At 53.5% G+C, this 24,551-nt stretch carries 16 protein-coding genes; 8 read left to right on the top strand and 8 right to left on the bottom strand.

Going from position 1 to position 24,551, the window contains the following annotated elements; translation table 11 throughout:
* The first annotated feature begins 489 nt into the window (after positions 1-489).
* Genes P9J57_RS07020 through rcsB form a run of 3 tightly spaced genes read left to right on the top strand, consistent with a single transcriptional unit; the run spans position 490 to position 4,976 of the window.
* On the top strand, positions 490-1,644 hold the full coding sequence (locus P9J57_RS07020) for an MFS transporter (protein WP_089517167.1): 1,155 nt from the start codon (positions 490-492) through the stop codon (positions 1,642-1,644).
* Positions 1,645-1,663: 19 nt separating this feature from the next.
* Positions 1,664-4,324 (top strand): phosphotransferase RcsD, encoded by a 2,661-nt coding sequence (rcsD, locus tag P9J57_RS07015; protein ID WP_483279435.1) that lies wholly within the window; start codon positions 1,664-1,666, stop codon positions 4,322-4,324.
* Between the two features lies 1 nt (position 4,325).
* Positions 4,326-4,976, top strand: coding sequence for a response regulator transcription factor RcsB (rcsB, locus tag P9J57_RS07010; RefSeq protein ID WP_014605387.1), 651 nt, complete (start codon positions 4,326-4,328; stop codon positions 4,974-4,976).
* 39 nt (positions 4,977-5,015) lie between these two features.
* On the opposite strand, the gene rcsC is transcribed toward rcsB, so the two are convergent.
* Both rcsC and gyrA read right to left on the bottom strand, forming a co-directional pair.
* Entirely contained in the window at positions 5,016-7,865 is a 2,850-nt protein-coding gene (gene rcsC / locus P9J57_RS07005) for a two-component system sensor histidine kinase RcsC (protein WP_013026490.1), read from the bottom strand.
* 217 nt (positions 7,866-8,082) lie between these two features.
* Complete coding sequence (gyrA, locus tag P9J57_RS07000; protein ID WP_019105996.1) at positions 8,083-10,725, bottom strand: DNA topoisomerase (ATP-hydrolyzing) subunit A; 2,643 nt, start codon at positions 10,723-10,725, stop codon at positions 8,083-8,085.
* Positions 10,726-10,901: 176 nt separating this feature from the next.
* Between gyrA and ubiG the strand changes: the two genes are divergently transcribed.
* The 4 genes from ubiG (at position 10,902) to yfaE (ending at position 15,847) form a co-directional block, all read left to right on the top strand.
* Positions 10,902-11,630, top strand: a complete 729-nt coding sequence (gene ubiG / locus P9J57_RS06995; RefSeq protein ID WP_210509689.1) for a bifunctional 2-polyprenyl-6-hydroxyphenol methylase/3-demethylubiquinol 3-O-methyltransferase UbiG — start codon at positions 10,902-10,904, stop codon at positions 11,628-11,630.
* Between the two features lie 459 nt (positions 11,631-12,089).
* Positions 12,090-14,375 (top strand): class 1a ribonucleoside-diphosphate reductase subunit alpha, encoded by a 2,286-nt coding sequence (nrdA, locus tag P9J57_RS06990; protein ID WP_013026495.1) that lies wholly within the window; start codon positions 12,090-12,092, stop codon positions 14,373-14,375.
* Positions 14,376-14,453: 78 nt separating this feature from the next.
* Positions 14,454-15,584, top strand: a complete 1,131-nt coding sequence (gene nrdB, locus P9J57_RS06985) for a class Ia ribonucleoside-diphosphate reductase subunit beta (protein WP_014594159.1) — start codon at positions 14,454-14,456, stop codon at positions 15,582-15,584.
* A gap of 2 nt (positions 15,585-15,586) precedes the next feature.
* The gene (gene yfaE / locus P9J57_RS06980) at positions 15,587-15,847 is read left to right on the top strand and encodes a class I ribonucleotide reductase maintenance protein YfaE (protein WP_014605383.1); all 261 of its coding nucleotides are present in this window, start codon (positions 15,587-15,589) and stop codon (positions 15,845-15,847) included.
* A 235-nt stretch (positions 15,848-16,082) separates the two neighbouring features.
* Here yfaE and P9J57_RS06975 read toward each other — a convergent pair whose 3' ends face one another.
* Both P9J57_RS06975 and elaB read right to left on the bottom strand, forming a co-directional pair.
* On the bottom strand, positions 16,083-17,279 hold the full coding sequence (locus P9J57_RS06975) for a nicotinamide mononucleotide deamidase-related protein YfaY (RefSeq protein ID WP_028715401.1): 1,197 nt from the start codon (positions 17,277-17,279) through the stop codon (positions 16,083-16,085).
* A 207-nt stretch (positions 17,280-17,486) separates the two neighbouring features.
* Complete coding sequence (gene elaB, locus P9J57_RS06970) at positions 17,487-17,798, bottom strand: stress response protein ElaB (protein ID WP_015699853.1); 312 nt, start codon at positions 17,796-17,798, stop codon at positions 17,487-17,489.
* A 343-nt stretch (positions 17,799-18,141) separates the two neighbouring features.
* On the opposite strand from elaB, the gene P9J57_RS06965 reads away from it, so the two are divergent.
* On the top strand, positions 18,142-19,800 hold the full coding sequence (locus tag P9J57_RS06965; RefSeq protein WP_041930844.1) for a glucan biosynthesis protein D: 1,659 nt from the start codon (positions 18,142-18,144) through the stop codon (positions 19,798-19,800).
* Positions 19,801-19,889: 89 nt separating this feature from the next.
* On the opposite strand, the gene P9J57_RS06960 is transcribed toward P9J57_RS06965, so the two are convergent.
* The 4 genes from P9J57_RS06960 to nuoM form a co-directional block, all read right to left on the bottom strand.
* Positions 19,890-20,348: a GNAT family N-acetyltransferase gene (locus P9J57_RS06960; RefSeq protein ID WP_013026501.1), complete on the bottom strand. Its 459-nt coding sequence runs from the start codon at positions 20,346-20,348 to the stop codon at positions 19,890-19,892.
* Between the two features lie 40 nt (positions 20,349-20,388).
* Positions 20,389-21,315 carry an alpha/beta hydrolase gene (locus P9J57_RS06955; protein ID WP_019105999.1) on the bottom strand — a complete coding sequence of 309 codons (927 nt, stop codon included), beginning with the start codon at positions 21,313-21,315 and terminating at the stop codon, positions 20,389-20,391.
* 199 nt (positions 21,316-21,514) lie between these two features.
* A complete protein-coding gene (gene nuoN, locus P9J57_RS06950) occupies positions 21,515-22,972 on the bottom strand; it encodes an NADH-quinone oxidoreductase subunit NuoN (RefSeq protein ID WP_013026503.1) in 1,458 nt (485 codons plus the stop codon).
* Positions 22,973-22,978: 6 nt separating this feature from the next.
* Entirely contained in the window at positions 22,979-24,499 is a 1,521-nt protein-coding gene (gene nuoM / locus P9J57_RS06945; protein WP_013026504.1) for an NADH-quinone oxidoreductase subunit M, read from the bottom strand.
* Between the last annotated feature and the right edge of the window lie 52 nt (positions 24,500-24,551).

Raw genomic sequence — 24,551 nt, 5'->3', positions numbered from 1 at the left:
AATGGCAACATCGTGCAATCAATAGTTAACTGCCTGCGTTTAAAAATCAATCATAAGATGCAGTTTTATTTATGAATTAATAAAAATAACATTAGCAATTTTTGTGATTTATCAGGGGGGAAAAAGGCGGAATGCATGTTATTGCATGTCAAAATATTGCTAAATATTTCCAATAAATTGCAAAAGTGCCGGAAATGTCTCTATTTTTTTGTTTTCTGGGTTCCTGCCCGATACTGAAATTCAGCTAAGCAATTCACATCACTAAACTGTGATGCAGATCGTTCCTGAAAGAGGGCCGGTGCAGGGTTTACCCGCGGGTTATGCCAGGAAAGTTCTGGAAAAAAAATTTGTCGCGGTAAAAGTCGGTACACTGGCCGCTGACAGGGCTGATAAAAGCGGTCCGGAAAACCTGTTAAACCTGTGTTCTCACAGCGTTTTGCAGCCAATTAATGCTACACTTTTCTGCTTTGCTACTGATGAATTAGGGCCATGACAGCATTGGATGCCGCAAAATCAACTTCCTCTGACCGCCGCCTGAGCGGGGGCACACGCATCATTTTTTTGATCAATGGCCTGGGAATGTCAGCCTGGGCGCCACTGGTGCCCTATGCACGCGATCGCTTGCATTTAGATGGTGCTTCCCTGGGGGCCCTGTTGCTGTGTCTGGGTATCGGTTCATTGCTCGCGATGCCGGTAACCGGCACGTTGGTAGCGCGCTTTGGCTGCCGTACAGTGATGATATTTTCAACGCTACTGGTGTTATGTATGATGCCGCTGCTCGCCACGGTGCAAACGCATCTTTTCATGGCCGCCGCGTTGATGCTGTTTGGTGCCGGACTCGGCATGCTGGACGTCGCCATGAATTATCAGGCCGTAGAAGTGGAAAAAGCAGCTGGCAAGCCGATGATGTCAGGCTTTCATGCTTTTTTTAGCCTGGGCGGTATTCTGGGTGCCGGGGCGGTCAGCCTGCTGTTGAGCCTGGGATTGACGCCACTGCTTTCCGTGCTGATCGTGATGGCCGTGATGATGGTGCTGTTGTTGTGGCGAATCCCCACCTTTATGAATCAGCGTTTGCACCAGCCCGATCAGCCGTGGCTGGTCATCCCACGTGGACGCGTCGCCTTTCTGGGCATGCTGTGTTTTATTCTGTTTTTAGCAGAGGGCGCCGTGCTCGACTGGGGCGCACTCCTGCTGTTGCAAAACCCTGTGATGACGACCGCGCATGCCGGGCTCGGCTACGCGCTGTTTTCCGTTGCCATGACAGTTGGGCGTTTTAGCGGGGATAAAATTATTCATCGCTTCGGCCGTTATGCTGTCATGTTGGTGAGTGCGCTGGCGGCGGCATCAGGAATGGCATTAGCGGTGCTCCTCCCATGGCCCGAAGCTTCATTGCTGGCGTTCTTACTGGTCGGCTTTGGATTATCGAATACCGTGCCGATGTTGTTCAATGCGGCAGGTAACCAGCATGATATGCCGGCTAACCTGGCGATTTCCGCCATGACAACGTTGGGATATGCAGGTATTCTTTCTGGTCCGGCGTTGATCGGGTTCATTTCTCAATGGATTAGCCTTAGCGGTGCGTTTTTACTCATAGCACTGTTATTGTTGGCTGTGGCTGTCAGTGCGCGCAACGTTGCGCGATAATTCAGGTATCTGAGACGCTATGTTGTATAAGTTTCCGCTGACATCCGGCAATGTCACTCGCTTTTTTATCGTATTTAATCTGGTGCTGTTACTGGCACTAGGCTTTATGGTGCAAAACTCCGTCAATGCCTGGTTGACCGACAAACGTTACGCCATGGCGGATATGGCGCGAGATATTCAGAAACGTATTGATGCCTACCGTTTCGTTACCTGGCAGATTTATGAAAACCTGTCGACCAGTGCTGCCGGTACGCCTCCTGCCAGTAATCTGCAAGAGACGCGCCTGCGTCCGGATGTCTACTATCTGGAAAAAACGCGCCGCAAAACCGAAGCGCTGATTTTCGGGTCCCATGACAGCAGCACGCTGGATATGTCGATGCGAATGTCCAGCTATCTGGACACCTTATGGGGTGCAGAAACGCCGACCTGGTCCATGTACTTTTTAAATGGTCAGGACAACAGCCTGATCATGATCTCCACCCTGCCGCTGAAAGACATGACGACGCGTTACAAAGAGAATGCCATCAGTTCTCTGGTTGAGGCACGACGTGCTGAAATGCTGCAGCAGGCCAATGCGCTGGATGAGCGTGAAAGCTTTTCTCCCCTTCGCCATCTTGCCTTTCAGAACGACCACTATTTTACGTTGCGCACCACGTTTAATCAGCCCGGTCATCTGGCGACTGTGGTGGCATTTGATCTGCCCATCAACGACTTAATTCCCCTGAATATGCCGGTGGAGAATTTCCAGCTGCGTCAGGATGCCACGCTGAATAACAACGCCAGCAGCAACCAGGACGATGTTGAAACCACACAGGTAGCCCTGGTCAATCACGATATTGAAATCGCCGCTGCACTACCCAGTACATCGCTACAGCTGGTTTACCGTGTGCCACTCTTACGCCTGTTGCTCGACAGCGCACATAATTTGATGTGGCCGCTGCTGATTAACCTGGTGCTGTTTTTACTCTCGCTTAGCGGCATGTTGTTGCTACGTCAGCAGTCTCTACGACCCAGTGAGAATCAAAGCGCCGAGCTGGATTCGCTCCGGGTGCTCAATCAGGAGATTGTGGCCAGTTTGCCCGTTGGCCTGCTGGTCTATGATTTTGCCAGTAACCGCACGCTGTTGAGCAATAAAATCGCTGAGCATCTTTTGCCTCACCTGAATCTGCAGAAAATCATCAATATGTCCGACCAGCATCAGGGCGTACTGCAAGCCACCATCAACAATGAAGTGTATGAGATTCGTCACGCACGAAGCGTGCTGTCTCCGCACACCCAACTGTTCATGATGCGCGATCAGGATCGCGAGCTGCTGGTGAACAAGAAACTGCAAAAAGCGCAACAGGTGTTAGATCGCAACCACCAGATGCGTCAGCAACTGCTGCATCATCTTGGTCACGCGTTAAATCAGCCGCTGGAAAAAATTGTCTCGCAGCTGGTGCACCTGAGCCAGCGAGAGAATGACGAAAGCGTGCTGGATATTCTGGATGAGAGCCAGTCACTGGCACGTCTGGTCGACGATATTGTGCTGCTGAATCGCCTTGAAGCGCACGACTGGTCGCCTGACGCCAGTGTGTTTAATCTGCAGGAACTTCTGGACGAAATCGCGCTGGAAAGCCTGCCACTGCTGCGTCGTAAAGGGTTATCGTTGGTGGTGAATAATCATCAGCCGAACGATGAAGTACGCTTTGGCGATCGCCGTGCCCTGCGCAAAGTGCTGACGACGCTAATGCACTATGCCCTGATCACCACGCGCTGGGGCAAGATTACCCTTGAGGTAAAAACCGCCGAACAGCACCCTGACCGCCTCTATATCGAGCTGGTGGATACGGGAGCTGGGCTCACGATCGATGAACTGGCCAATGTCGATTTTCCGTTCCTGGGCGATACCAGCCAGGATCGTTATGGTCAGGCTTCGGGCATGGCCTTTTTCCTGTGCAAACAGCTGTGCAAGCAAATGGGCGGCAGCCTGGAAATCGTTGCTAAGGCGGACATTGGCACCCGATATAACATTCAGCTTCCGCTTACGCTTGAAGAGAAGCACGAAGACGATCAAGAGAAGATTCTCGAAGGGATTACCGCCCTGGTTGAGATTGCCGTTGAAGACGTGCACAAGATCGTCTGTCGCCATCTGGAGAACTGGGGCGCACGCTGCCTGACGCCGGATGAACGTATCTCAGGCCAGGATCACGATGTACAGATTACTGACGATCCCAGCAAACTCAGCGGCTGGGCTTTATTGCTGGCGGAGGATGAACCTGGCCATCATGTTTTAAACGACCAACAGTATCGCGTCAATTTCAATCTCAGCAATGCATTACTTGATGCCTTGCTGGCACTGATTGAGAAGCAATTGTCCCACGATGTGATGGAGGATGACACTGAAGATGACGCCGGCACGGCACTGTTAAGTGGAGGCTATTTCCAGCTGTTTACTGAGACAGTACCGGATGATGTAAAGAGATTGTATACTGAGTCAGCGATATCAGATTATGCCTCGCTTGCTCAGACAGCTCATCGCCTTAAGGGCGTGTTTGCTATGCTCAATTTGACACCGGGCAAACAGCTTTGTGAAGCGTTAGAACACCACATCAAAGTATGTGACGATTCAAACATTAAAAATACCACCAGTAATATTGACGCTTATGTCAATCAACTGCTGCAGCAAGGTAACCAATAAGATGAATAACTTGAATGTAATTATTGCCGATGATCACCCAATTGTTCTTTTCGGTATCCGAAAGTCTCTGGAACAAATTGAGTGGGTTAACGTTGTAGGTGAATTTGAAGATTCAACGGCGCTAATCAACAACCTGTCCAAACTTGATGCGAACGTCCTGATCACCGACCTCTCTATGCCAGGGGAAAAATACGGCGACGGTATTACGCTGATTAAATATATCAAACGTCACTATCCCGATCTGTCCATCATTGTTCTGACAATGAACAATAACCCAGCCATTCTGAGCTCGGTGCTGGATCTGGATATTGAAGGCATTGTCCTGAAACAGGGGGCGCCAACCGATTTGCCAAAAGCGCTGGCGGCACTGCAGAAAGGCAAGAAATATACGCCGGAAAGCGTCGCCAAACTGCTGGAGAAAATCAGCGCGGGCGGCTATGGCGATAAACGTCTGTCACCTAAAGAGAGCGAAGTATTACGCCTCTTTGCTGAAGGTTTCCTGGTGACCGAAATTGCCAAGAAGCTGAACCGCAGTATTAAGACCATCAGTAGCCAGAAAAAATCGGCCATGATGAAGCTGGGCGTGGATAATGATATCGCCCTGCTCAACTACCTGTCGTCCGTCAGTGCGACACAAATCGATAAAGATTAAGTCCTCAGGCGGTGCGTTTCGCACCGCCTCTTTTCCCTGCTACCCTACCCGCGTTTTCCGTACCCGCTCTGCATAAATGCCCAGCGTTGTTTTCAACACGTCTAAGGTCACCGGCTTCGACAAACAGTTGTCCATCCCTGCATCCATGCAGCGCTGTTTTTCTTCTGCCAGCGCGTTGGCGGTGACGCCGACTACCGGAAACACGTGCCCCAGCTGGCGCAGTCGCTGCGTCAGGCGATAGCCATCCATATTCGGCATGTTGACATCGGTAAGCACGATATCGATGTTATTACGACTGAGAACGTTTAACGCATCGACGCCGTCCTGGGCGGTCTTAACCTGATAACCCAGGGTGCCAAGCTGTTCTGACAGCAGCATACGGTTGATAGGATGATCGTCAACGATCAGTACCATAATGTCGTCATTATGAATTTTTTCTTCCACCGGACCGTCGAGCGCCAGGCCATCGTTCACCTCCGCGTCAACCGTAATCCGGTAAATGCGCGCCAGCAGCGTGGGTAACTCATGCAGGGTTGCCGTGCTGTGGATCCAGCGTCCCGTCTGAGGCTCACGGGGCATGTCCACGTGCGAACCGTCAAAAGTGATAACCGCCCGCACTGGCGCGTGGATGTCGGGCACGTAATCTGTCAGCACCACATCATCACTGCCCGGCTGGGCCTGATATTCAGCAACCTGGATACCATGCTGCTTTAGCAGCCGTTCAAGGTACTGCGCCAGATATTCATTGCGCATCGCCAGCCAGATTTTCTTATCCTGTAAGCCGTCCAGCAGCGGAATGGAAGGCTGTTTACCGTTGTAGATCGGAATACGGACAATAAACTGGCTTCCCATTCCCGGCTCAGATTCAACCTCAATGTCACCGTCCATCATGTTGATCAGTTTTTCACAGATCGCCAGCCCCAATCCGGTCCCCTGGAAATTACGCTGTACGCCGTTGCCCACCTGGAAAAAGGGATCAAACAGTCGGGTCAACTCTTTAGCCGGAATACCCACACCGGTATCACGCGTGCGGAACGCCAGATAGCCTTGTGTGACATAGGCATGCAGAATAATACAGCCCGTATGGGTGAATTTAATGGCGTTATTCAGAAGGTTAGAAATCACCTGCTGCAGTCGCAGAGGATCACCATCAAGTGCCTGCGGAACATCGTGCTCGATATAGCAGTAAAGCGTCAGGCGCTTCTTCACCACCAGGGAGAGATAGTTTCCGACAATATGGGTGATCACTTCGCGCGGCGAGAAAGGTCGCGGCTCTATTTTCAACTGTTCCGATTCAATTTTGGAGAAGTCGAGAATATCGCTGATGATCTTCAACAGCAGGCTGGAAGAGTTATTCATCGCGGTCACCAGCGAGTCTATGCCGCTCGGCAGCTGCCGCGTCTGCAGCAGATCCAGGTTACCAATGATGCCATACAACGGCGTACGAAGTTCGTGACTGACCGTTGCCAGGAACATGGATTTCGACTGGCTGGCCTGCTCTGCCGCGTGGGCCATTTCCTGTAAGGATTGCTCCATGCGCACGCGGGCGGAAACATCCACCAGCACACAGATCGCCACGTTTTCATTGCGGTAGCGGGAATGCACAAAGCTGATTTGCAGGTTAGTATTACTGCCCGTGAGGACATCAACAAAGTTAACCTGCTGCCCGCCGATGATCTCATTTAATCGCTTACGGTCTTCCTGCGTCAGCAGCGTCAGATAGTTGTGTGCCAACTCGTTACTGAGAATATTGGTACCATCGCTGGTGCGTAAAATGCAGATCCCTACCGGCGCTGAAGCGACAATTTTACGGTTGAACTGCTCGTGCTCTTCCAGCCGGTGTGCGTTTTCTTCCGCTGGCAAAAACATGCGTCTCTCAAACAGCCAGGCAAGCGTAAACAGCAGGATGGCGCTCAGGATATTCAGCAACAGGGCATTGATCATCATCAGTTTGAGCTGATCGACCAGCACATCGGTAGAGACCGACCACACCACGTTAAGATTCGACGGTGGCAACGGTTTTTTCAGCACCAACTGACGGTAACCGTCAAGATAGCCAAACCAGGTTTTATCATCAGGCAATTCATTTAATGAAAAGCCCAAACCGCCCCGGCGCGAGGTCAGGAGCGGAGCGTAATTTTCATCCGTAATCGTTGCCGTGACGGGCAGGCTACCGGGCTGAATAAACGCATCAAGCTGGATATTTTGCTCGACGCCCAGCAGGGCCTGAAGTTTATCCGCCACGTAGATCGGCATGATAACAGAGAAGTTTCCTACGCCTGGCTGGGCGCTGCTGTTTACCCAGTAGACCGGGTTGCGACGCTCCTCTTCCGAACTGTTGCGGTAGCGCTGAAGGTTTTCCTGCAACAGCTTGAGGCTGTTATCGCGGTTAACGTTGTTACCAATAGCAAAATCCGCCAGACACTTGTTATCGCCACCAATGAGGAACACCCGGTTGAGCTCATAAGATGAGGCGAAATGACTCCTCCAGTAATTGATATAGTTACTGAGTGAGTCCAGTGAGTTGCGCCAGGTTGCGCTCATGGCGGTGCAGTCATCACTGGAAAAAAGGGGGGTAAACTGCGGTTGAATCGTCTTTCCTGCCGTTGACCGATCTGAGGCTTCTCCCCCGCCGCTGGCGCTGGTGAGGTGGTTTTCAGCGATGAACTTAAGCTCGCGCATCTTGCCCGCTGAGAGGCGAACGTACCAGTCAATTGTGCCGTAGTTGCCAGCAAATTCCTGCCGTACCTTGTTCTCTTTATCGTGAAGTACGCTAATGATGTAGAAGGTGGTCAGCACCGCGCCCAGTAGCCAGATTAGCAGCGCCAACGCGCGAAACAGATAGCGCGAAATGCGAAGCGTCGTGCGGAAAGAGACTAGATATTTCAAAGGTAACTCGCAGGTGGCAAGGTTAGTCGCATCGTGGGATTTTTAATGCTCATACACTAGCTTTATCGCAGCAAAAAAGCCAGTCGGTGACGGGCACCGGGCGCAGTTTGGGACTATTTGCCCCTGAGGAAATCATCCTTTGCCAAACCTGCCGCAAAAAAAACGGCAGGTCGGGTGATCCCTGACCTGCCGTTGCTCTTAACGTACGACGCGCTAATTACTCATCGTCGTCCGCTGCGGGTACGTCATCGTCGTCATTGTCGACTTCAGGTACGATATCGTCATCCCCTTCCGCCACGCTGCCGTCGATAGAGTCCAGCTCTTCTTCTTCCACCGGCTCAGCCACGCGTTGCAGTCCGACCACGTTCTCGTCCTCTGCCGTACGAATCAGAATCACACCCTGGGTATTACGGCCCACGATGCTGACTTCAGACACACGGGTTCTCACCAGGGTGCCGGCATCAGTGATCATCATGATCTGATCGCTGTCGACCACCTGCACTGCACCAATCACCGGGCCATTACGCTCGGTCACTTTGATGGAGATCACGCCCTGCGTCGCACGGGATTTGGTTGGATACTCACTGTTCGCGGTACGCTTACCGTAGCCGTTCTGCGTCACGGTGAGAATCGCGCCCTCTTCACGCGGCACAATCAGGGAAACCACACGATCGTTTTGCGCCAGCTTGATACCGCGTACGCCCGAGGCCGTACGGCCCATGGCACGCACGGCAGATTCGGCGAAGCGAACCACTTTACCGGCGGCCGAGAACAGCATCGCCTCGTCGTTACCGTTGGTCAGCGCTACGCCAATCAGCTCGTCATCATCGCGCAGGTTAATGGCGATGATACCGGCGCTGCGTGGACGGCTGAACTCCTGCAGACCGGTTTTCTTCACCGTGCCGCTCGCGGTTGCCATAAAGATATTGAAGCCTTCGGTGTATTCGCGCACAGGCAGAATCGCCGTGATACGTTCATTCGCTTCAAGCGGCAACAGGTTGACGATTGGACGTCCACGTGCCCCACGGCTGGCTTCCGGCAGCTGGTAAACCTTCATCCAGTAGAGTCGGCCACGGCTGGAGAAGCACAGAATCGTATCGTGGGTGTTTGCCACCAACAGACGATCGATAAAATCTTCTTCTTTAATGCGGGCGGCAGACTTGCCTTTGCCACCGCGACGCTGCGCTTCGTAATCACTCAGCGGCTGATATTTTACATAGCCCTGATGCGACAGCGTGACGACCACATCTTCCTGATTGATCAGGTCCTCGATGTTGATGTCTGCGCTGTTCGCAGTGATTTCCGTGCGGCGCTCATCGCCGAACTGATCGCGCATCAGTTCCAGCTCTTCGCGAATGACTTCCATCAGGCGCTCAGAACTTCCCAGGATGTGGAGCAACTCCGCAATTTGATCCAGCAGCTGTTTGTATTCATCCAGCAGCTTTTCATGCTCAAGCCCGGTCAGTTTCTGTAAACGTAAGTCCAGAATGGCCTGAGCCTGCTGTTCAGTCAGGTAATATTTACCCTCACGAATACCAAACTGCGCTTCCAGCCACTCTGGGCGGGCAGCATCATCACCGGCACGCTCCAGCATGGCAGACACGTTGCCCAGATCCCAGGATTGTGCGATCAGGCCCGCTTTCGCTTCGGCAGGCGTGGGCGCACGGCGGATCAGCTCAATGATCGGATCGATGTTAGCCAGCGCAATCGCCAGGCCTTCAAGGATATGCGCACGATCGCGAGCTTTGCGCAGTTCAAAAATAGTACGACGCGTGACCACTTCACGACGATGGCGAACGAAGGCTTCCAGAATCTCCTTCAGTGCCATAATCTTCGGCTGGCCCTGATGCAGCGCCACCATGTTGATACCGAAAGAGGTTTGCAACTGAGTCAGTGAATAGAGGTTGTTGAGGACGACTTCACCAACCGCATCACGCTTGATTTCAATGACAATACGCATGCCGTCTTTATCAGACTCATCACGCAGCGCACTGATGCCTTCAACGCGTTTTTCTTTCACCAGCTCGGCGATTTTCTCAATCAGGCGCGCTTTGTTCACCTGATACGGCAGTTCGTGAATGATGATGGTTTCACGCCCGGTTTTGGCGTCCACTTCCACTTCACCACGGGCACGGATATACACTTTACCGCGACCGGTGCGATAGGCTTCTTCAATGCCGCGACGACCGTTAATGATGGCCGCTGTCGGGAAGTCAGGCCCCGGAATGTGCTCCATCAGCCCTTCGATGCTGATGTTTTCATCTTCGATATAGGCGAGGCAGCCGTTGATCACTTCACGCAGGTTGTGCGGTGGGATATTGGTTGCCATGCCGACTGCGATACCGGACGAACCGTTTACCAGCAGGTTAGGAATTTTGGTGGGCAGAACTTCAGGGATCTGCTCGGTGCCGTCGTAGTTCGGAACGAAATCAACGGTCTCTTTTTCCAGGTCAGCTAACAGGTCGTGGGCGATTTTGGACATGCGCACTTCGGTATAACGCATCGCCGCAGCGGAGTCGCCGTCGATGGATCCGAAGTTGCCTTGACCGTCCACCAGCATGTAACGCAGGGAGAAAGGCTGGGCCATACGTACAATGGTGTCGTAAACGGCAGAATCACCATGGGGGTGATATTTACCGATAACGTCACCGACGACGCGGGCAGATTTTTTATAGGGTTTGTTCCAGTCATTACCCAGTTCGCTCATCGCGTATAGTACGCGGCGATGTACTGGCTTCAGGCCATCACGCACATCGGGTAAAGCTCGGCCAACGATGACCGACATGGCGTAATCGAGGTAAGAATTTTTTAACTCTTCTTCGATATTAACCGGTGTAATTTCTCTCGCAAGGTCGCTCATGGAGCCGCTATCCCTCTACTAATCCCGGATTTTAAAGGTGCGAAAGTATATCACAGAGCAATTCGCTGGTGAACGTTAACCACCTTATTAAGGTGCTTTTCCTCAAGTTGATAAGGTGCGTCAGAGTCAGTTAAGCGTTTATACTGATGTCACGTTTTGTCAGGAGTCACGATTCAATGAATGCACAACCACAGAATCATCAGCACAATGTCGATGCACAGGAAATTGCCAAGTTTGAGGCCGTTGCCTCGCGCTGGTGGGATCTGGAGGGCGAATTTAAACCGCTGCACCGTATTAACCCTCTGCGGCTGGGCTATATTGCGCAACACAGCAACGGGCTGTTCGGCAAGAAAGTCCTGGATGTTGGCTGTGGCGGCGGCATCCTGGCCGAAAGCATGGCGCGGGAAGGCGCGGTGGTCACCGGGCTGGATATGGGTGCCGAACCGCTGGAAGTGGCGCGTCTGCATGCCCTGGAGAGCGGCGTCACGCTCAGCTATGTCCAGCAAACGGTGGAAGAGCACGCCAGCGCGCATGCGGGCGAATACGATGTGGTGACCTGCATGGAAATGCTGGAACATGTGCCCGATCCGCGTTCGGTGGTGCATGCCTGCGCGCAGTTAGTTAAACCGGGTGGTGAAGTGTTCTTCTCGACTATCAACCGCAATCCTAAAGCCTGGCTGATGGCCATTTTTGGCGCTGAATATGTGCTGCGCATGGTGCCGCGGGGAACCCATGATGTGAAGAAATTTATCCGCCCTTCTGAGTTGCTGGGCTGGGTCGATGAAACGCCGCTACGTGAGCGCAATATGATTGGCCTGCATTACAACCCCATCACCGATAAGTTTCGTCTGGGTAACGGTGTGGATGTGAACTACATGATACACACGCATCACGGCAACGCCTGATAATCCTGCAGCGTGCGGCTCTGTCCTGCCCACGCTGCTGTCATCCTGTTGTCATCTGCGCAGGTTAGTGTTTCCGTGGGGCGGATCCAGGGCATTGGCTGAGACAGTATCTGCACGTTTTGCTCTCCCGCGCTGAGGTGTTGGAAAAGTTAGCGCAATGTTTGAAAAATCAGCGGTCGATCATAAATTGCAATATTTTCTCTGAATGGTTGACACGACCTGCGGCCTTACGAGACGCGGCTTAAGAAAACCCTCAGAAAATACAACCCCCGCAGACATCATTTTTTCCTCTTGTTAAGCGCCAGCAAAATACTAGAATAAGCCTCCATATTGTTATGCATATCGTCGACAACCCCAAGATGTAGTGTTTATCCACAACATTATTCACAATGAATATGCTGTGTATAAATCGGGATTTCTTTTAATTATTGGATACTCACGCAAAGGTAAAAACGCGACATGAACCAAAGTCTGCTCGTTACTAAACGCGATGGCCGCCAGGAGCGCATTGATCTCGACAAAATTCACCGTGTCCTCGACTGGGCGGCCGAAGGGCTGAACAATGTGTCGGTTTCACAGGTAGAACTGCGTTCCCACATTCAGTTTTATGATGGCATCAAAACGTCTGACATCCATGAAACGATCATCAAGGCCGCTGCAGACCTTATTTCTCGCGATGCCCCTGACTATCAATACCTTGCCGCCCGACTGGCAATCTTCCACCTGCGTAAAAAAGCTTACGGTCAGTTTGAACCGCCCGCGCTGTACGATCAGGTTGTTAAGATGGTCGATCTGGGCAAGTACGATCGCCATCTGCTGGAAGACTACAGCCGTGAAGAGTTCGAGCAGATGGATGGCTTTCTCGACCACTGGCGCGATATGAATTTCTCCTACGCGGCCGTGAAGCAGTTAGAAGGCAAATACCTGGTTCAGAACCGCGTCTCCGGTGAGATCTACGAAAGTGCCCAGTTCCTGTATATCCTGGTCGCCGCCTGCCTGTTCTCAGGTTATCCGCGCGATACGCGTATGGATTACATCAAGCGTTTCTACGATGCGATCTCGACCTTCAAAATCTCGCTGCCAACGCCCATCATGTCGGGAGTGCGTACGCCTACGCGTCAGTTCAGCTCCTGCGTGCTGATTGAGTGCGGCGACAGCCTGGATTCGATCAATGCCACCTCCAGCGCCATTGTGAAATACGTTTCTCAGCGCGCGGGCATTGGTATCAACGCCGGACGTATCCGCGCGCTGGGCAGCCCTATCCGTGGTGGCGAAGCATTCCACACGGGCTGTATCCCGTTCTATAAGCACTTCCAGACTGCGGTGAAATCCTGTTCGCAGGGCGGCGTTCGTGGCGGCGCAGCCACGCTGTTCTACCCAATGTGGCACCTGGAAGTCGAAAGCCTGTTAGTGCTGAAAAACAACCGTGGCGTTGAAGGCAACCGCGTGCGTCATATGGACTATGGCGTGCAGCTCAACAAGATGATGTATCAGCGTCTGCTTAAAGGCGAAGACATCACGCTGTTCAGCCCGTCAGACGTGCCTGGCCTGTACGATGCCTTCTTTGCCGATCAGGATGAGTTTGAGCGCCTCTACACCAAATATGAAAAAGACAGCAGCATTCGCAAGCAGCGAGTGAAAGCCGTCGATCTGTTCTCGCTGATGATGCAGGAACGCGCCTCAACGGGCCGTATCTACATCCAGAACGTCGATCACTGCAACACACACAGCCCGTTTGACGCCAGCATCGCGCCGGTTCGCCAGTCTAACCTGTGTCTGGAAATTGCGCTGCCGACCAAGCCGCTGAGCGACGTCAACGACGAGAACGGTGAAATCGCGCTGTGTACGCTGTCAGCGTTCAACCTGGGCGCCATTGACAGCCTGGACGATCTGGAAGAGCTGGCGACCCTGGCGGTACGTGCGCTGGATGCCCTGCTCGATTATCAGGATTACCCGATTCCTGCCGCACAACGCGGTGCGATGGGCCGTCGCACGCTGGGTATTGGCGTGATTAACTTTGCTTACTACCTGGCGAAGCACGGCGTGCGTTACTCCGACGGCAGCGCCAACGGCCTGACGCACAAAACCTTTGAAGCCATTCAGTATTACCTGCTGAAAGCCTCAAACGAGCTGGCGAAAGAGCAAGGTGCCTGCCCGTGGTTTAATGAAACCACCTATGCGCAGGGCGTACTGCCGATCGACACCTACAAGAAAGATCTGGATGCGATTTGCAATGAGCCGCTGCACCTGGACTGGGAAACCCTGCGTGAGCAGATTAAAACCCACGGTCTGCGTAACTCAACGCTTTCTGCGCTGATGCCGTCTGAAACCTCATCGCAGATTTCAAACGCTACCAATGGTATTGAGCCGCCGCGTGGTCATATCAGCATCAAGGCATCCAAAGACGGTATTCTGCGTCAGGTGGTGCCGGAGTATGAGCGTCTTAAAGATCAGTACGAACTGCTGTGGGATATGCCCTCCAACGACGGTTACCTGCAGCTGGTTGGCGTGATGCAGAAATTTATCGATCAGGCGATTTCGTCTAACACCAACTACGATCCGTCACGCTTCCCGAATGGCAAAGTGCCGATGAAGCAGTTGCTGAAAGATCTGCTGACCGCCTATAAGTTCGGCGTGAAGACGCTCTATTATCAAAACACCCGTGATGGTGCGGAAGATGCGCAGGATGATCTGGCACCTTCTATTCAGGATGATGGCTGCGAAAGCGGCGCCTGTAAGATCTGACGGTCGGGCGGGAGCCATTCCCGCCCACATTTTCCCGCGAGGCCGGTGCTGAGCCTCGTCTACATTGGACAGTTTTTTATGGCTTACTCCACTTTTTCTCAGAATAAAAATGACCAGTTGAAAGAGCCGATGTTTTTCGGTCAGTCCGTTAACGTGGCCCGTTTTGACCAGCAGAAATACGATATCTTTGAAAAGCTGATCGAAAAGCAGCTTTCGTTCTTCTGGCGTCCTGAAGAGGTCGATGTTTCACGCGATCGCATCGATTACCAGGCCCTGCCCGATCACGAAAAACACATTTTTATCAGCAACCTGAAATATCAGACGCTGCTGGACTCCATTCAGGGACGCAGCCCGAACGTGGCGCTGCTGCCGCTGATCTCCATTCCTGAGCTGGAAACCTGGATCGAAACATGGGCATTCTCAGAGACGATCCACTCACGCTCCTACACCCACATCATTCGTAACATCGTAAACGACCCGGCGGTGGTGTTTGACGATATCGTGACCAACCAGCAGATTCTGGCACGTGCTCAGGATATCTCGCAGTACTACGATGATCTGATTGAGATGACCAGCTACTGGCATCTGTTAGGTGAAGGCACCCATCAGGTTAACGGTAAGTCCGTCACCGTCAGCCTGCGTGCCCTGAAAAAGCAGTTGTACATCTGTCTGATGAGCGTCAACGCGCTGGAAGCCATCCGTTTCTATGTCAGCTTTGCCTGCTCGTTTGCGTTTGCCGAGCGTGAGCTGATGGAAGGCAATGCGAAAATCATTAAGCTGATTGCCCGCGACGAAGCCCTACATCTGACCGGTACTCAGCACATGCTGAACCTGCTGCGCACTGGCGAAGACGATCCTGAAATGAAAGAGATCGCCGCCGAATGTCGTGAAGAGTGTTTTGAACTGTTCAAAAAAGCGGCACTGCAGGAAAAAGAGTGGGCGGAATACCTGTTCAGCGGCGGTTCGATGATCGGCCTGAACAAAGATATCCTGTGTCAGTATATTGAATACATTACCAATATTCGTATGCAGGCGGTTGGCCTCGATCTGCCTTTCGAAACGCGTTCTAACCCGATTCCCTGGATCAACGCATGGCTGGTGTCGGACAACGTTCAGGTGGCCCCGCAGGAAGTGGAAGTCAGCTCCTATCTGGTCGGTCAGATTGACTCCGAAGTGGGCGAAAACGACTTCGACGATTTCCAGTTGTAATGATGAGCCGTTCCGTTGTTATTCTGCGCAGTTCCGGTACCCGACTGGAGGGCGCAGACGATCACCCTAACCTGCTGACGATGCTGGAAGCCAACAACCTGTGTGTTGAATTCCAGTGCCGTGAGGGCTATTGCGGCTCCTGCCGGATGCGGCTACTGAGCGGCGAAGTCGACTACGCGGAAAAGCCGCTGGCGTTTATTGAGCAGGGCGAGATCCTGCCCTGCTGCTGTAAGGCGAAGGGCGAGATCGAGCTTGAACTCTAGGCACGCATCTCAGGCAGTTAATAAACCGTCATTCCAACCGAATGGCGGTTTTTTTTCTGGCGCTGGCTCAGGGAATACGGGCAATCACCTTGATTTCAAAATCGAAGCCTGCCAGCCAGGTGAGATCAACAACGCCACGTCCCCAGCATAAAACCGTCAGCGCGCGCCGCTTAACGGTTTGTCGGCGCTTTCATAAGACAGGCTGGGCGACGCCAGCCCTTACGTACGCTCAGGCTTAGTGCTTCACCGTTTCGATCACATCGATCCAGCCGTGCCCTGTGCTTACCTCACTGCCGTGTAGCCAACGGCGCAGCATATTCATCGCCATCATCGCCACCACTTTTTGCCGGGTTTCCAGATTATGACGACCGTGGTTAAACTTCACGCGTTGTCCCCAGGTCGCCTCCGGCGTGTGTAGCGCAACGGAAATCTCGCCTTCGCTCAGGTTGCCGACCGACAGGGCCAACGGCGTCTGCAGCCTCGCCGCCAGCGCCTGCGTGCGCATCACCTGTACCTCAAGGCTTTCGTCCTGCTGCGGCAGAATTTCGGTGGCGCTCAGGGGAACCTCAGCCGAAGCCAACTGCCAGTTGAGTAACCCTGCCGTGTACTGCTCGCTGATTGCGAGACGCAGGTTACGTTGATTCAGTTCTCGCGCCAACAGCGCAGGCAGCCCCTCCAACCCTTCAAAAATCGTGCATTCCGCCAGCAGTAAACGCACCTGCTGCCAGACCTGCTCCATCGCCACGCGCTGTGAGGCAGGCCCGGTGAGCTTAATTTCGATAATGGGCATTGATGAACGGTAGCCCATCAACACGTTTTCCGGCAGCGCCAGCGGCTCCAGTTCATTAGCAATATCGCTTTCACCCCGACCAAAGGTCGTCAGCCGCAGACACAGCGGCGGCTCTGGCAGGTCAAATTTATTTTTCAGGCGGGGGATGATTTGTTGTTCAACCATCACTTTAAATTCGGAGGGTACGCCGGGGGTAAAAAACAGCCAACAACGGTTGAGCTGCAGGGCAAATCCACAGGCGGTGCCGACCGGATTATCGAGCATTTCGGCATTGGCAGGAATTTCGGCCTGTTTGCGATTGCTGTCGGCCATCACACGTCCACGACTGGCGAACCAGGCTTCCATAGTTTCAAGCCAGGCTTCCTGCATCACCAGTTCAACGCCACTCGCCATCGCAGCCGCCTGGGCGCTAAGGTCATCAGATGTGGGCCCCAGGCCGCCGTTAACGATGAGCACATCCGCTTCAAGACTACGTGCCTGTAAGGTCTCAACCAGGGACGACAGGGAATCACCTACTGTTGTACGGCTGGTCATCGGCATTCCGTGCTGAAATAACACATCAGCCAGCCAGGCCGCGTTGGTATCGACGATTTGACCGTGTAACACTTCATCGCCCGTGGACAGCATTTCGACTCTAATCACGTTCTTTCTCCTTGTGCCATTAGGTTCACTTTAGAAAGCCCCTGCGTAAAACACAATCTGTAAGGGAGATTTAGCGTCGAATAAGGCCGCGTCTGGCGAGAGGATAAGGAGGAGATAAGAAGCTATAAAGCAGGCAAGGGATATTGAGAAAGCGCAAACGGACAGGAGTGAGCCTGCCCGTTGTACGTATTGCACTACGCGTTTAGCTTAACGGCGAGCCAGCAGCAGGCCTAAAACCAGCCCTGCCGTTGCACCAATACCGATGCCCTTCCACGGTTTCTCATGAACGTAATCGTCGGCACGGTAAGCAACCTGTTTAGCACGATAGTAGTAGCTATCGGACGCCTGACTAACACGTGACTTTACATCTTCCAGCGCTCGTTCAGCTTTGGTTTTCAGTTCGATGTATTTCTGGTCGGCCGGATCCCCTGATGACTTCAGCACTTCTTCCAGCGTTTCGGTCAGCAGTGCGATATCGTCGTCATAGCCTGTTTCAAAAGATTCAGTCTGTTTTACCATCATTTCCTCCATGTGAATTGCAAAGCACCTGGTTAACTATAGTCACAAAACAGGGCTTTGCGTGGAACTCCGCCAGGAATTGCCTGAAAATCAGCGTGAGTAAACAAAATGGCAGTGAATCTGTGTCACGCTGGGCGCTACGCAAAGAAGTGTAAGAGATGGCCCGCTGGCAGCGATTTCGCTTCGCTTATTTGATTTATCTGATAAATTTTCAACGAAATGAATTTTTATCTACGCCGACTGTCGTACCCAGCTGTTGCCTGTAATAATCAGGCCATGTGCATATCAATGCGCTGACACGACAGTCACAGCAAACTCGAACAGCTAAGGAATGATCTCTGGCATGAATCGCAGAATGTTTATGAAAGCGTCAATGGCCTTTTCCGCCGTAAGCGGTATGACAGGCTTATCAACGCTGTTCGCGCAATCCGCCTGGGCAGATGATGGCATTGCTGACGGAACCGCAGTACGCTTCGATTTCGATGAGTTGAAGAAGAATGCGGCCGCGCTGGCTAAAAAACCCTGGGGCGGCGCACCCGGCCCCCTTCCCCCCACGTTGGCAACCCTGACACCACAGGCATACAACGACATTCAGTATGATGCCAACCACTCTCTGTGGAACAATATTCCCAATCGCGAACTGGATGTGCAGTTCTTCCACGTAGGCATGGGATTTAAACGCCGCATCCGCATGTTCTCTGTGGACAGCGCCAGTCGTGAAGCACGCGAGATTCATTTTCGTCCTGAGTTGTTTAACTACAACGATGCCAAAGTCGATACCAAACAACTGCAGGGTAAAACGGATCTTGGCTTTGCCGGTTTCCGCGCCTTCAAAAAACCTGAGCTGGCCCGCCGCGACATTGTCTCGTTTCTGGGTGCCAGCTATTTCCGCGCGGTCGATGACACTTATCAGTACGGCCTGTCCGCGCGTGGCGTGGCCATCAACACCTTCAGCAACGGTCAGGAAGAGTTTCCAGACTTTACGGCCTTCTGGTTTGAAACGCCGAAAGCGGAAGACACCACTTTTACCTGCTATGCCTTACTGGACGGTGCCAGCATCACCGGGGCCTATAAGTTTGTCATTCACTGCGAAGCAGAACGCGTGGTCATGGAGATTGAGAATCATCTCTTTGCCCGCAAGGACATTCGTCAGTTAGGCATCTCGCCGATGACCAGCATGTTCAGCTGCGGCACCAACGAACGCCGGATGTGTAACACCTATCATCCGCAGATTCATGACTCCGATCGCCTGGCGATGTGGAGCGGCAAAGGTGAATGGATTGCCCGGCCGTTAAATAATCCTCAGCGCCTGCAGTTCAACGCCTACGAAGACGAAAACCCGCGCGGCTTTGGCCTGCTCCAGCTTGACCATGACTTTGAGAACTATCAGGACGTGATTGGCTGGTATAACAAACGCCCAAGCCTGTGGGTGGAACCGGTAGGCAAATGGGGCAAAGGCGCCATTAACCTGATGGAAATTCCAACCACCGGCGAAACGCTTGATAACATCGTCTGCTTCTGGCAGCCCGCAGAGCCGATCAAAGCCGGTAGCGAATACAATTTTGCCTACAAGCTTTACTGGAGCGCCCTGCCGCCCGTTCAGAGCGATCTGGCCCGCGTAGATGCGACCCGCACCGGCATTGGTGGTTTCCCCGAAGGCTGGGCGCCGGGCGAGCACTTCCCGGATGTCTGGTGCCGCCGTTTCGCTGTGGACTTTATCGGCGGCGACTTGCAGGCAGCCGCACCGAAAGGCATTGAACCGGTGATTACGGTTTCCTCAGGCACCTTTAAACAGGTAGAGATCCTGTATGTCGAACCGATAAAAGGTTACCGCATCCTGTTCGACTGGTATCCCAACAGCGACAGCGTTCAGCCCGTTGAGATGCGCCTGTTCCTGCGCACCAAAGACGAAACCCTGAGTGAGACCTGGCTCTATCAGTATGTGCCACCGCCGCCGGACCAGCGTAGATACGTTGACGATCGCCAGATGACCGTAAGCTAACGCTTCCCTCTCACGTGAAATGCATCTCAGGCCAACCGCCGGGATGCATTTTTTTTGCCCCACAGGGCATCTGAGCCGTTAGCGGCGCTTTACTGCCCTGCTCTGCGCATATCGATATGGGGAATACCGTCCTCAAGATAGCTGTCGCTGACCGTGATAAAGCCATGTCGCTGGTAGAACGCCTCAAGATGCGCCTGAGCAGAGAGAAACTGTGAATGCCCCGGCCAGTGCTGCTCACAACTGGCGATTGCCTGTGTCATCAGCTGGTTGCCTAAGTTCAGGCCACGAGCCTTACTAGATATGAGCACGCGTCCGATTTTCACCTCTGCCCCCGCGCGATCGGGTGACAATATGCGCGCGTAGGCCAGCAGGTCCCCCTGCGCCATGCCGAGAATGTGACGATTCTCGCCCTGCAAATCCAGGCCATCGACGTCCAGATAGGCGCACTGCTGCTCCACGACGAATACCTCACAGCGTAAAGCCAGCGCCGCGTAGAGCTGCGGAACGCTTAAGGCTTGATGCTGAAGATCCAGCCAACTGATATGCATGTCTTATCCTTACTAAAATGGGCCGCCTGCCCGGGAGGCATCACATCACTTTACCGCGCCGGCCTTTCTGCAGCCAGTGAAGATAATGTTGAGGCCAGGCCATGGTCGGCGTGCCGGGTTTTCCCATACCAAAGCCATGCCCGCCCGTGAGATAGCGCACCAGCTCGACGTCAACCTGATGCTGTTGGCAGGCGCTGGCCATGATCAGGGTGTTATGGGGATCGGAAACCGGATCGTCTTCGGCCTGGACCAGAAAAAAGGGAGGCGATGTCGATGACACGTAATTCTGAACCGACCAGGCTGCATCCTCTGCCGCCGTCGCATGCGTTCCCACCAACATACGGTGCGTTGCGGTGTGCGTATAGGGCGCTTCCAGGGTGATCACCGGATAGATCAGCGCCGCCCCGTCAGCATAAGCTGGCGCACTGTCCAACGCATCAAGGGCTGCATAGCTTTGAAAGTCTTGGCGCGTCACAGCCATTCCGAGTAAGTGCCCACCCGCGGAAAAACCCAGCACCGAGAGCCGCTTTGCCTGCGGCCGTAACAGCCGCAGCGCGCGCTGGGCGTCCTGCAGCGCGACTATGTTGCCCGCTGCCCAGCCCTCGCCGGGAAGCCGGTAGCGCAGAATCGCCGCCGTATAGCCGCGTGCCGTTAACCAGCGTGCCGCAGGCCAGGCTTCTTTCGCCATTTCTATCCGTTTGTACCCCCCGCCGCCGGCTATCAGAACAACATGGCCGTTGGGCATGTTCGGTTTGATCACTGTCAGCGTCGGCACCGCGATATTGCGCTGTGCGCCCGAAGATGAGGTCTTAACGGCACCGACAGGGCCGCCGCCGCCGCCGGGTGGCGTGCCAGGCCAGAGCGGAATCACCGTGTGTGAGATTTCCGGCTGGGATGCCCACGACAGCGTGCTCTTTGCGACTATCAGCGCAGCGGTGAAGCCTAATAAAAAATGACGGCGCTCCATAGGCCATGCTCCTGTAACAAGCCAGAGGACATTGCAGCAGAAAAATAGGGAGACAGAATGAAGATAACGTATTTTTTTAGGGCAGCAGAAACCCTTGCGTCGTCACCGGTCGTGCGGTTAAGTCGCTGCGTGGTGCAGTAGGCAGATTTCAGACAAAAAAATCAGGCCCGAGGGCCTGATTCAGTATGACAATCGACGATTACATCAGGGGCTGAGCCATCTGTACCAGTCTGATTAACGGCTGCGGATAAACACCTAACAGCAGTACCAGAATCGCTGAAATCAGTACCACCACGCCGCCCGCGGTGAAGGCCCAGTTATCAGGCGTATCACGGTTAAGCAGTTCTGGTGGGCTCAGGTACAGGCTCACGGTCACGCGCAGATAGTAGTACAGGCCGATAGCACTCCCCACCACCACCGCACCGGTCAACCACCACAGGTGCGCACTCACGCCAGAGGCAATCACGTAGAACTTACCGATAAAGCCCAGCGTCATTGGAATACCGGCCAGCGACAGCATCATCACCGTCATCACCGCAGACAGAACCGGACGACGCCAGAACAGACCGCGATACGAGTAAAGTGAATCCGCATCCGGACCGCGATAAGGGCTCGACATCAGGCTCACGACACCAAAGGCACCCAGGCTGCTGAACAGGTAACCGGCCAGGTAAACCCCAGAGGTTTCCAGCGACAGCTGATGATCTTTCACCGCAATCAGCGCCACCAGCAAATAACCCAGATGCGCGATGGAGGAGTAACCCAACAGGCGCTTAATGTTGCTCTGCGAGATCGCCATCAGGTTACCGAACAGGATGGAAACGAAGGCGATGATACCCAATACCGTTCGCACCGCTTCGCTGTCGGTCACCGGCGCATACATGAACAAGCGCATGACGACACCGAAGATGGCGATTTTACTGGCCGTGGCCAGGAACGTTGATACCGGAGCCGGTGCCCCCTGATACACGTCTGGCGTCCACAGGTGGAACGGCACCAGCGACAGCTTAAAGCCCAGACCAATAATCAGCATTCCCAGGCCCACCAGCAACAGTGGCGCCTGAATCATGCTGTCAGTCAGGCTTTTGCCCAGGCTGACGAAGCCCAGGTTGCCAGAGTCAGCGTAAATCAGCGCAATACCAAACAGCAGGAAGGACGATGCCGCCGCCGACAGGATAGTGTATTTCAGGGCCGCTTCCAGCGAACGTTTCTGGCGGAACGCGTAACCAATCAAACCAAACAGCGGCAGTGACAGCAGTTCAATTCCGATAAACAGCGATGCCAGGTGGTTAGACGCTGACAGCACGATACCGCCCAGTGCGGCAATCAGGACCAACAGATAAAACTCGTCCTTGTTATCCGGGAAAGTCGCCAGCCATGGATAGGCAAACGTACAGGTTGCCAGGCTGGCCAGCATCACCAGTGCGGTATAAAACATCGAGTAAGCATCAACGCGCAGCAGCGGCGTGACGTCCATCGCCCCGACCTGGCCCACAAAATACAGCGACAGCAGAGCCAGGTTCAGGCCAACCACTGTTAGCGTGGCGTTAACAAAGTGATTGCGTCGCCAGGCAATGGACAGCATCACAACCACCACCGTCAATCCGACGATTAACAGCGGCAGCAACGCGATCAATTGTTGAGGAGTTATTGTCATGGCGAATTACGGCCTTGTAGTTGAAATTGAAGCGGTAAACCACTGCTGAATATTGCTCATTGCAGCATGTGAGGTATCCAGAATCGGCTGGGGATAAATACCCAACAGCACCAGCAGAACCACGAGCACGCCAATGGTCAGGAATTCACGTGCCGACATTCCCGGCAGTGGATCTTTAGATTTCGCTTCGCCGTAGTAGGCACGCTGCATCATGACCAGCGAATAAACCGAAGCGAAAACCAGACCAAAGGTCGCAATCACAATAATGACAGGAACGACCTGGAAGCTGCCGGTGAGGATCATAAACTCACCCACGAAGTTACCGGTGCCCGGCATCCCCAGGTTGGCGACAGCAAAGAACAGTGATAAACCCGGAATCCATTTGATGCGCGACCACAGACCGCCCATCTGACGCATATCACGCGTGTGCAGGCGCTCATACAGCTGACCACACAGGATAAACAGGGCCGCCGCAGACAGGCCGTGCGCAATCATCTGTATCACCGCACCCTGAATGGCCAACTGGCTGCCGGTGTAAATCGCAATCAGCACAAAGCCCATGTGGGAAATCGAGGTGTAGGCAATCAGGCGTTTAATATCCGTCTGCGAGAACGCCATCCAGGCGCCGTAGAAGATACCGATGATACCTAACCACATCGCGATAGGGGCAAACTCAGCGGATGCATTGGGGAACAGCGGCAGGCTGAAACGCAGCAAACCATAGGCCGCAGTTTTCAGCAAAATACCCGCCAGGTCCACAGAACCTGCTGTCGGCGCCTGACTGTGCGCATCGGGTAACCAGCCGTGAAGCGGCACCACCGGCATTTTCACCGCAAACGCGATAAAGAAGCCCAGCATCAGCAGATATTCGACGGTGTGCGACATGGGCGTTTTCAACAACTGCTCGTAGTTGAACGTCCAGACGCCGGTCGCGTTGTAGTGGACAAACACCAGCGCCAGAATCGCAATTAACATCACCAGACCTGATGCCTGGGTATAGATAAAGAATTTGGTGGCCGCGGTGATACGGGTTTTCCCGTCCGAGGCTTTATGTCCCCACAGTGCGATGAGGAAGTACATCGGCACCAGCATCATTTCCCAGAAGAAGAAGAACAGGAACATGTCGATGGCAAGGAACACACCGATAACGCCGCCCAGAATCCACATCAGGTTAAGATGGAAGAATCCCTGATACTTCTCGATCTCGTTCCACGAACACAGCACGGCCATCAAACCGAGCAGCCCGGTCAGCACCACCATTAATAGCGAAAGGCCATCAAGCGCTAAATGGAAATTAATGCCGAAACGGGGGATCCAGGGTACTGAGAAGCTCGATTGCCACTGCGGAATACCCGCTGCCTGCGTCAGTGAATAGCCTCCCTGCAACCACAGCTGCAGTGAAAGCGCCAACGTCAGCCCCATGGTGATCAGTGCAATCCAGCGTGGCACTTTCGCGCCGAAGCGCTCGGCGAGCCAGCAGATAAAACCACCGAAGAAGGGTATGAAAATTAGCCAAGGTAATAACACGGCATACTTCCCTTTTATGGCCTTTTATGAGCTATCTTACTTACCATTTTCA

This window comes from Pantoea sp. nfd-35 (assembly GCF_056892255.1).
Note: the sequence above shows the minus strand (reverse complement) of the source record. Positions and strands in the feature narration are given on the sequence as shown.

Coding starts and splice junctions, on each gene's coding strand:
- yfaE (WP_014605383.1), top strand. CDS start 15,587: ATGAGCCGTTCCGTTGTTATTCTGCGCAGTTCCGGTACCCGACTGGAG.
- ubiG (WP_210509689.1), top strand. CDS start 10,902: ATGAATGCACAACCACAGAATCATCAGCACAATGTCGATGCACAGGAA.
- nrdA (WP_013026495.1), top strand. CDS start 12,090: ATGAACCAAAGTCTGCTCGTTACTAAACGCGATGGCCGCCAGGAGCGC.
- nuoN (WP_013026503.1), bottom strand. CDS start 22,972: ATGACAATAACTCCTCAACAATTGATCGCGTTGCTGCCGCTGTTAATC.
- rcsD (WP_483279435.1), top strand. CDS start 1,664: ATGTTGTATAAGTTTCCGCTGACATCCGGCAATGTCACTCGCTTTTTT.
- P9J57_RS06955 (WP_019105999.1), bottom strand. CDS start 21,315: ATGGAGCGCCGTCATTTTTTATTAGGCTTCACCGCTGCGCTGATAGTC.
- elaB (WP_015699853.1), bottom strand. CDS start 17,798: ATGGTAAAACAGACTGAATCTTTTGAAACAGGCTATGACGACGATATC.
- P9J57_RS06960 (WP_013026501.1), bottom strand. CDS start 20,348: ATGCATATCAGTTGGCTGGATCTTCAGCATCAAGCCTTAAGCGTTCCG.
- P9J57_RS07020 (WP_089517167.1), top strand. CDS start 490: ATGACAGCATTGGATGCCGCAAAATCAACTTCCTCTGACCGCCGCCTG.
- rcsB (WP_014605387.1), top strand. CDS start 4,326: ATGAATAACTTGAATGTAATTATTGCCGATGATCACCCAATTGTTCTT.
- P9J57_RS06965 (WP_041930844.1), top strand. CDS start 18,142: ATGAATCGCAGAATGTTTATGAAAGCGTCAATGGCCTTTTCCGCCGTA.
- nrdB (WP_014594159.1), top strand. CDS start 14,454: ATGGCTTACTCCACTTTTTCTCAGAATAAAAATGACCAGTTGAAAGAG.
- gyrA (WP_019105996.1), bottom strand. CDS start 10,725: ATGAGCGACCTTGCGAGAGAAATTACACCGGTTAATATCGAAGAAGAG.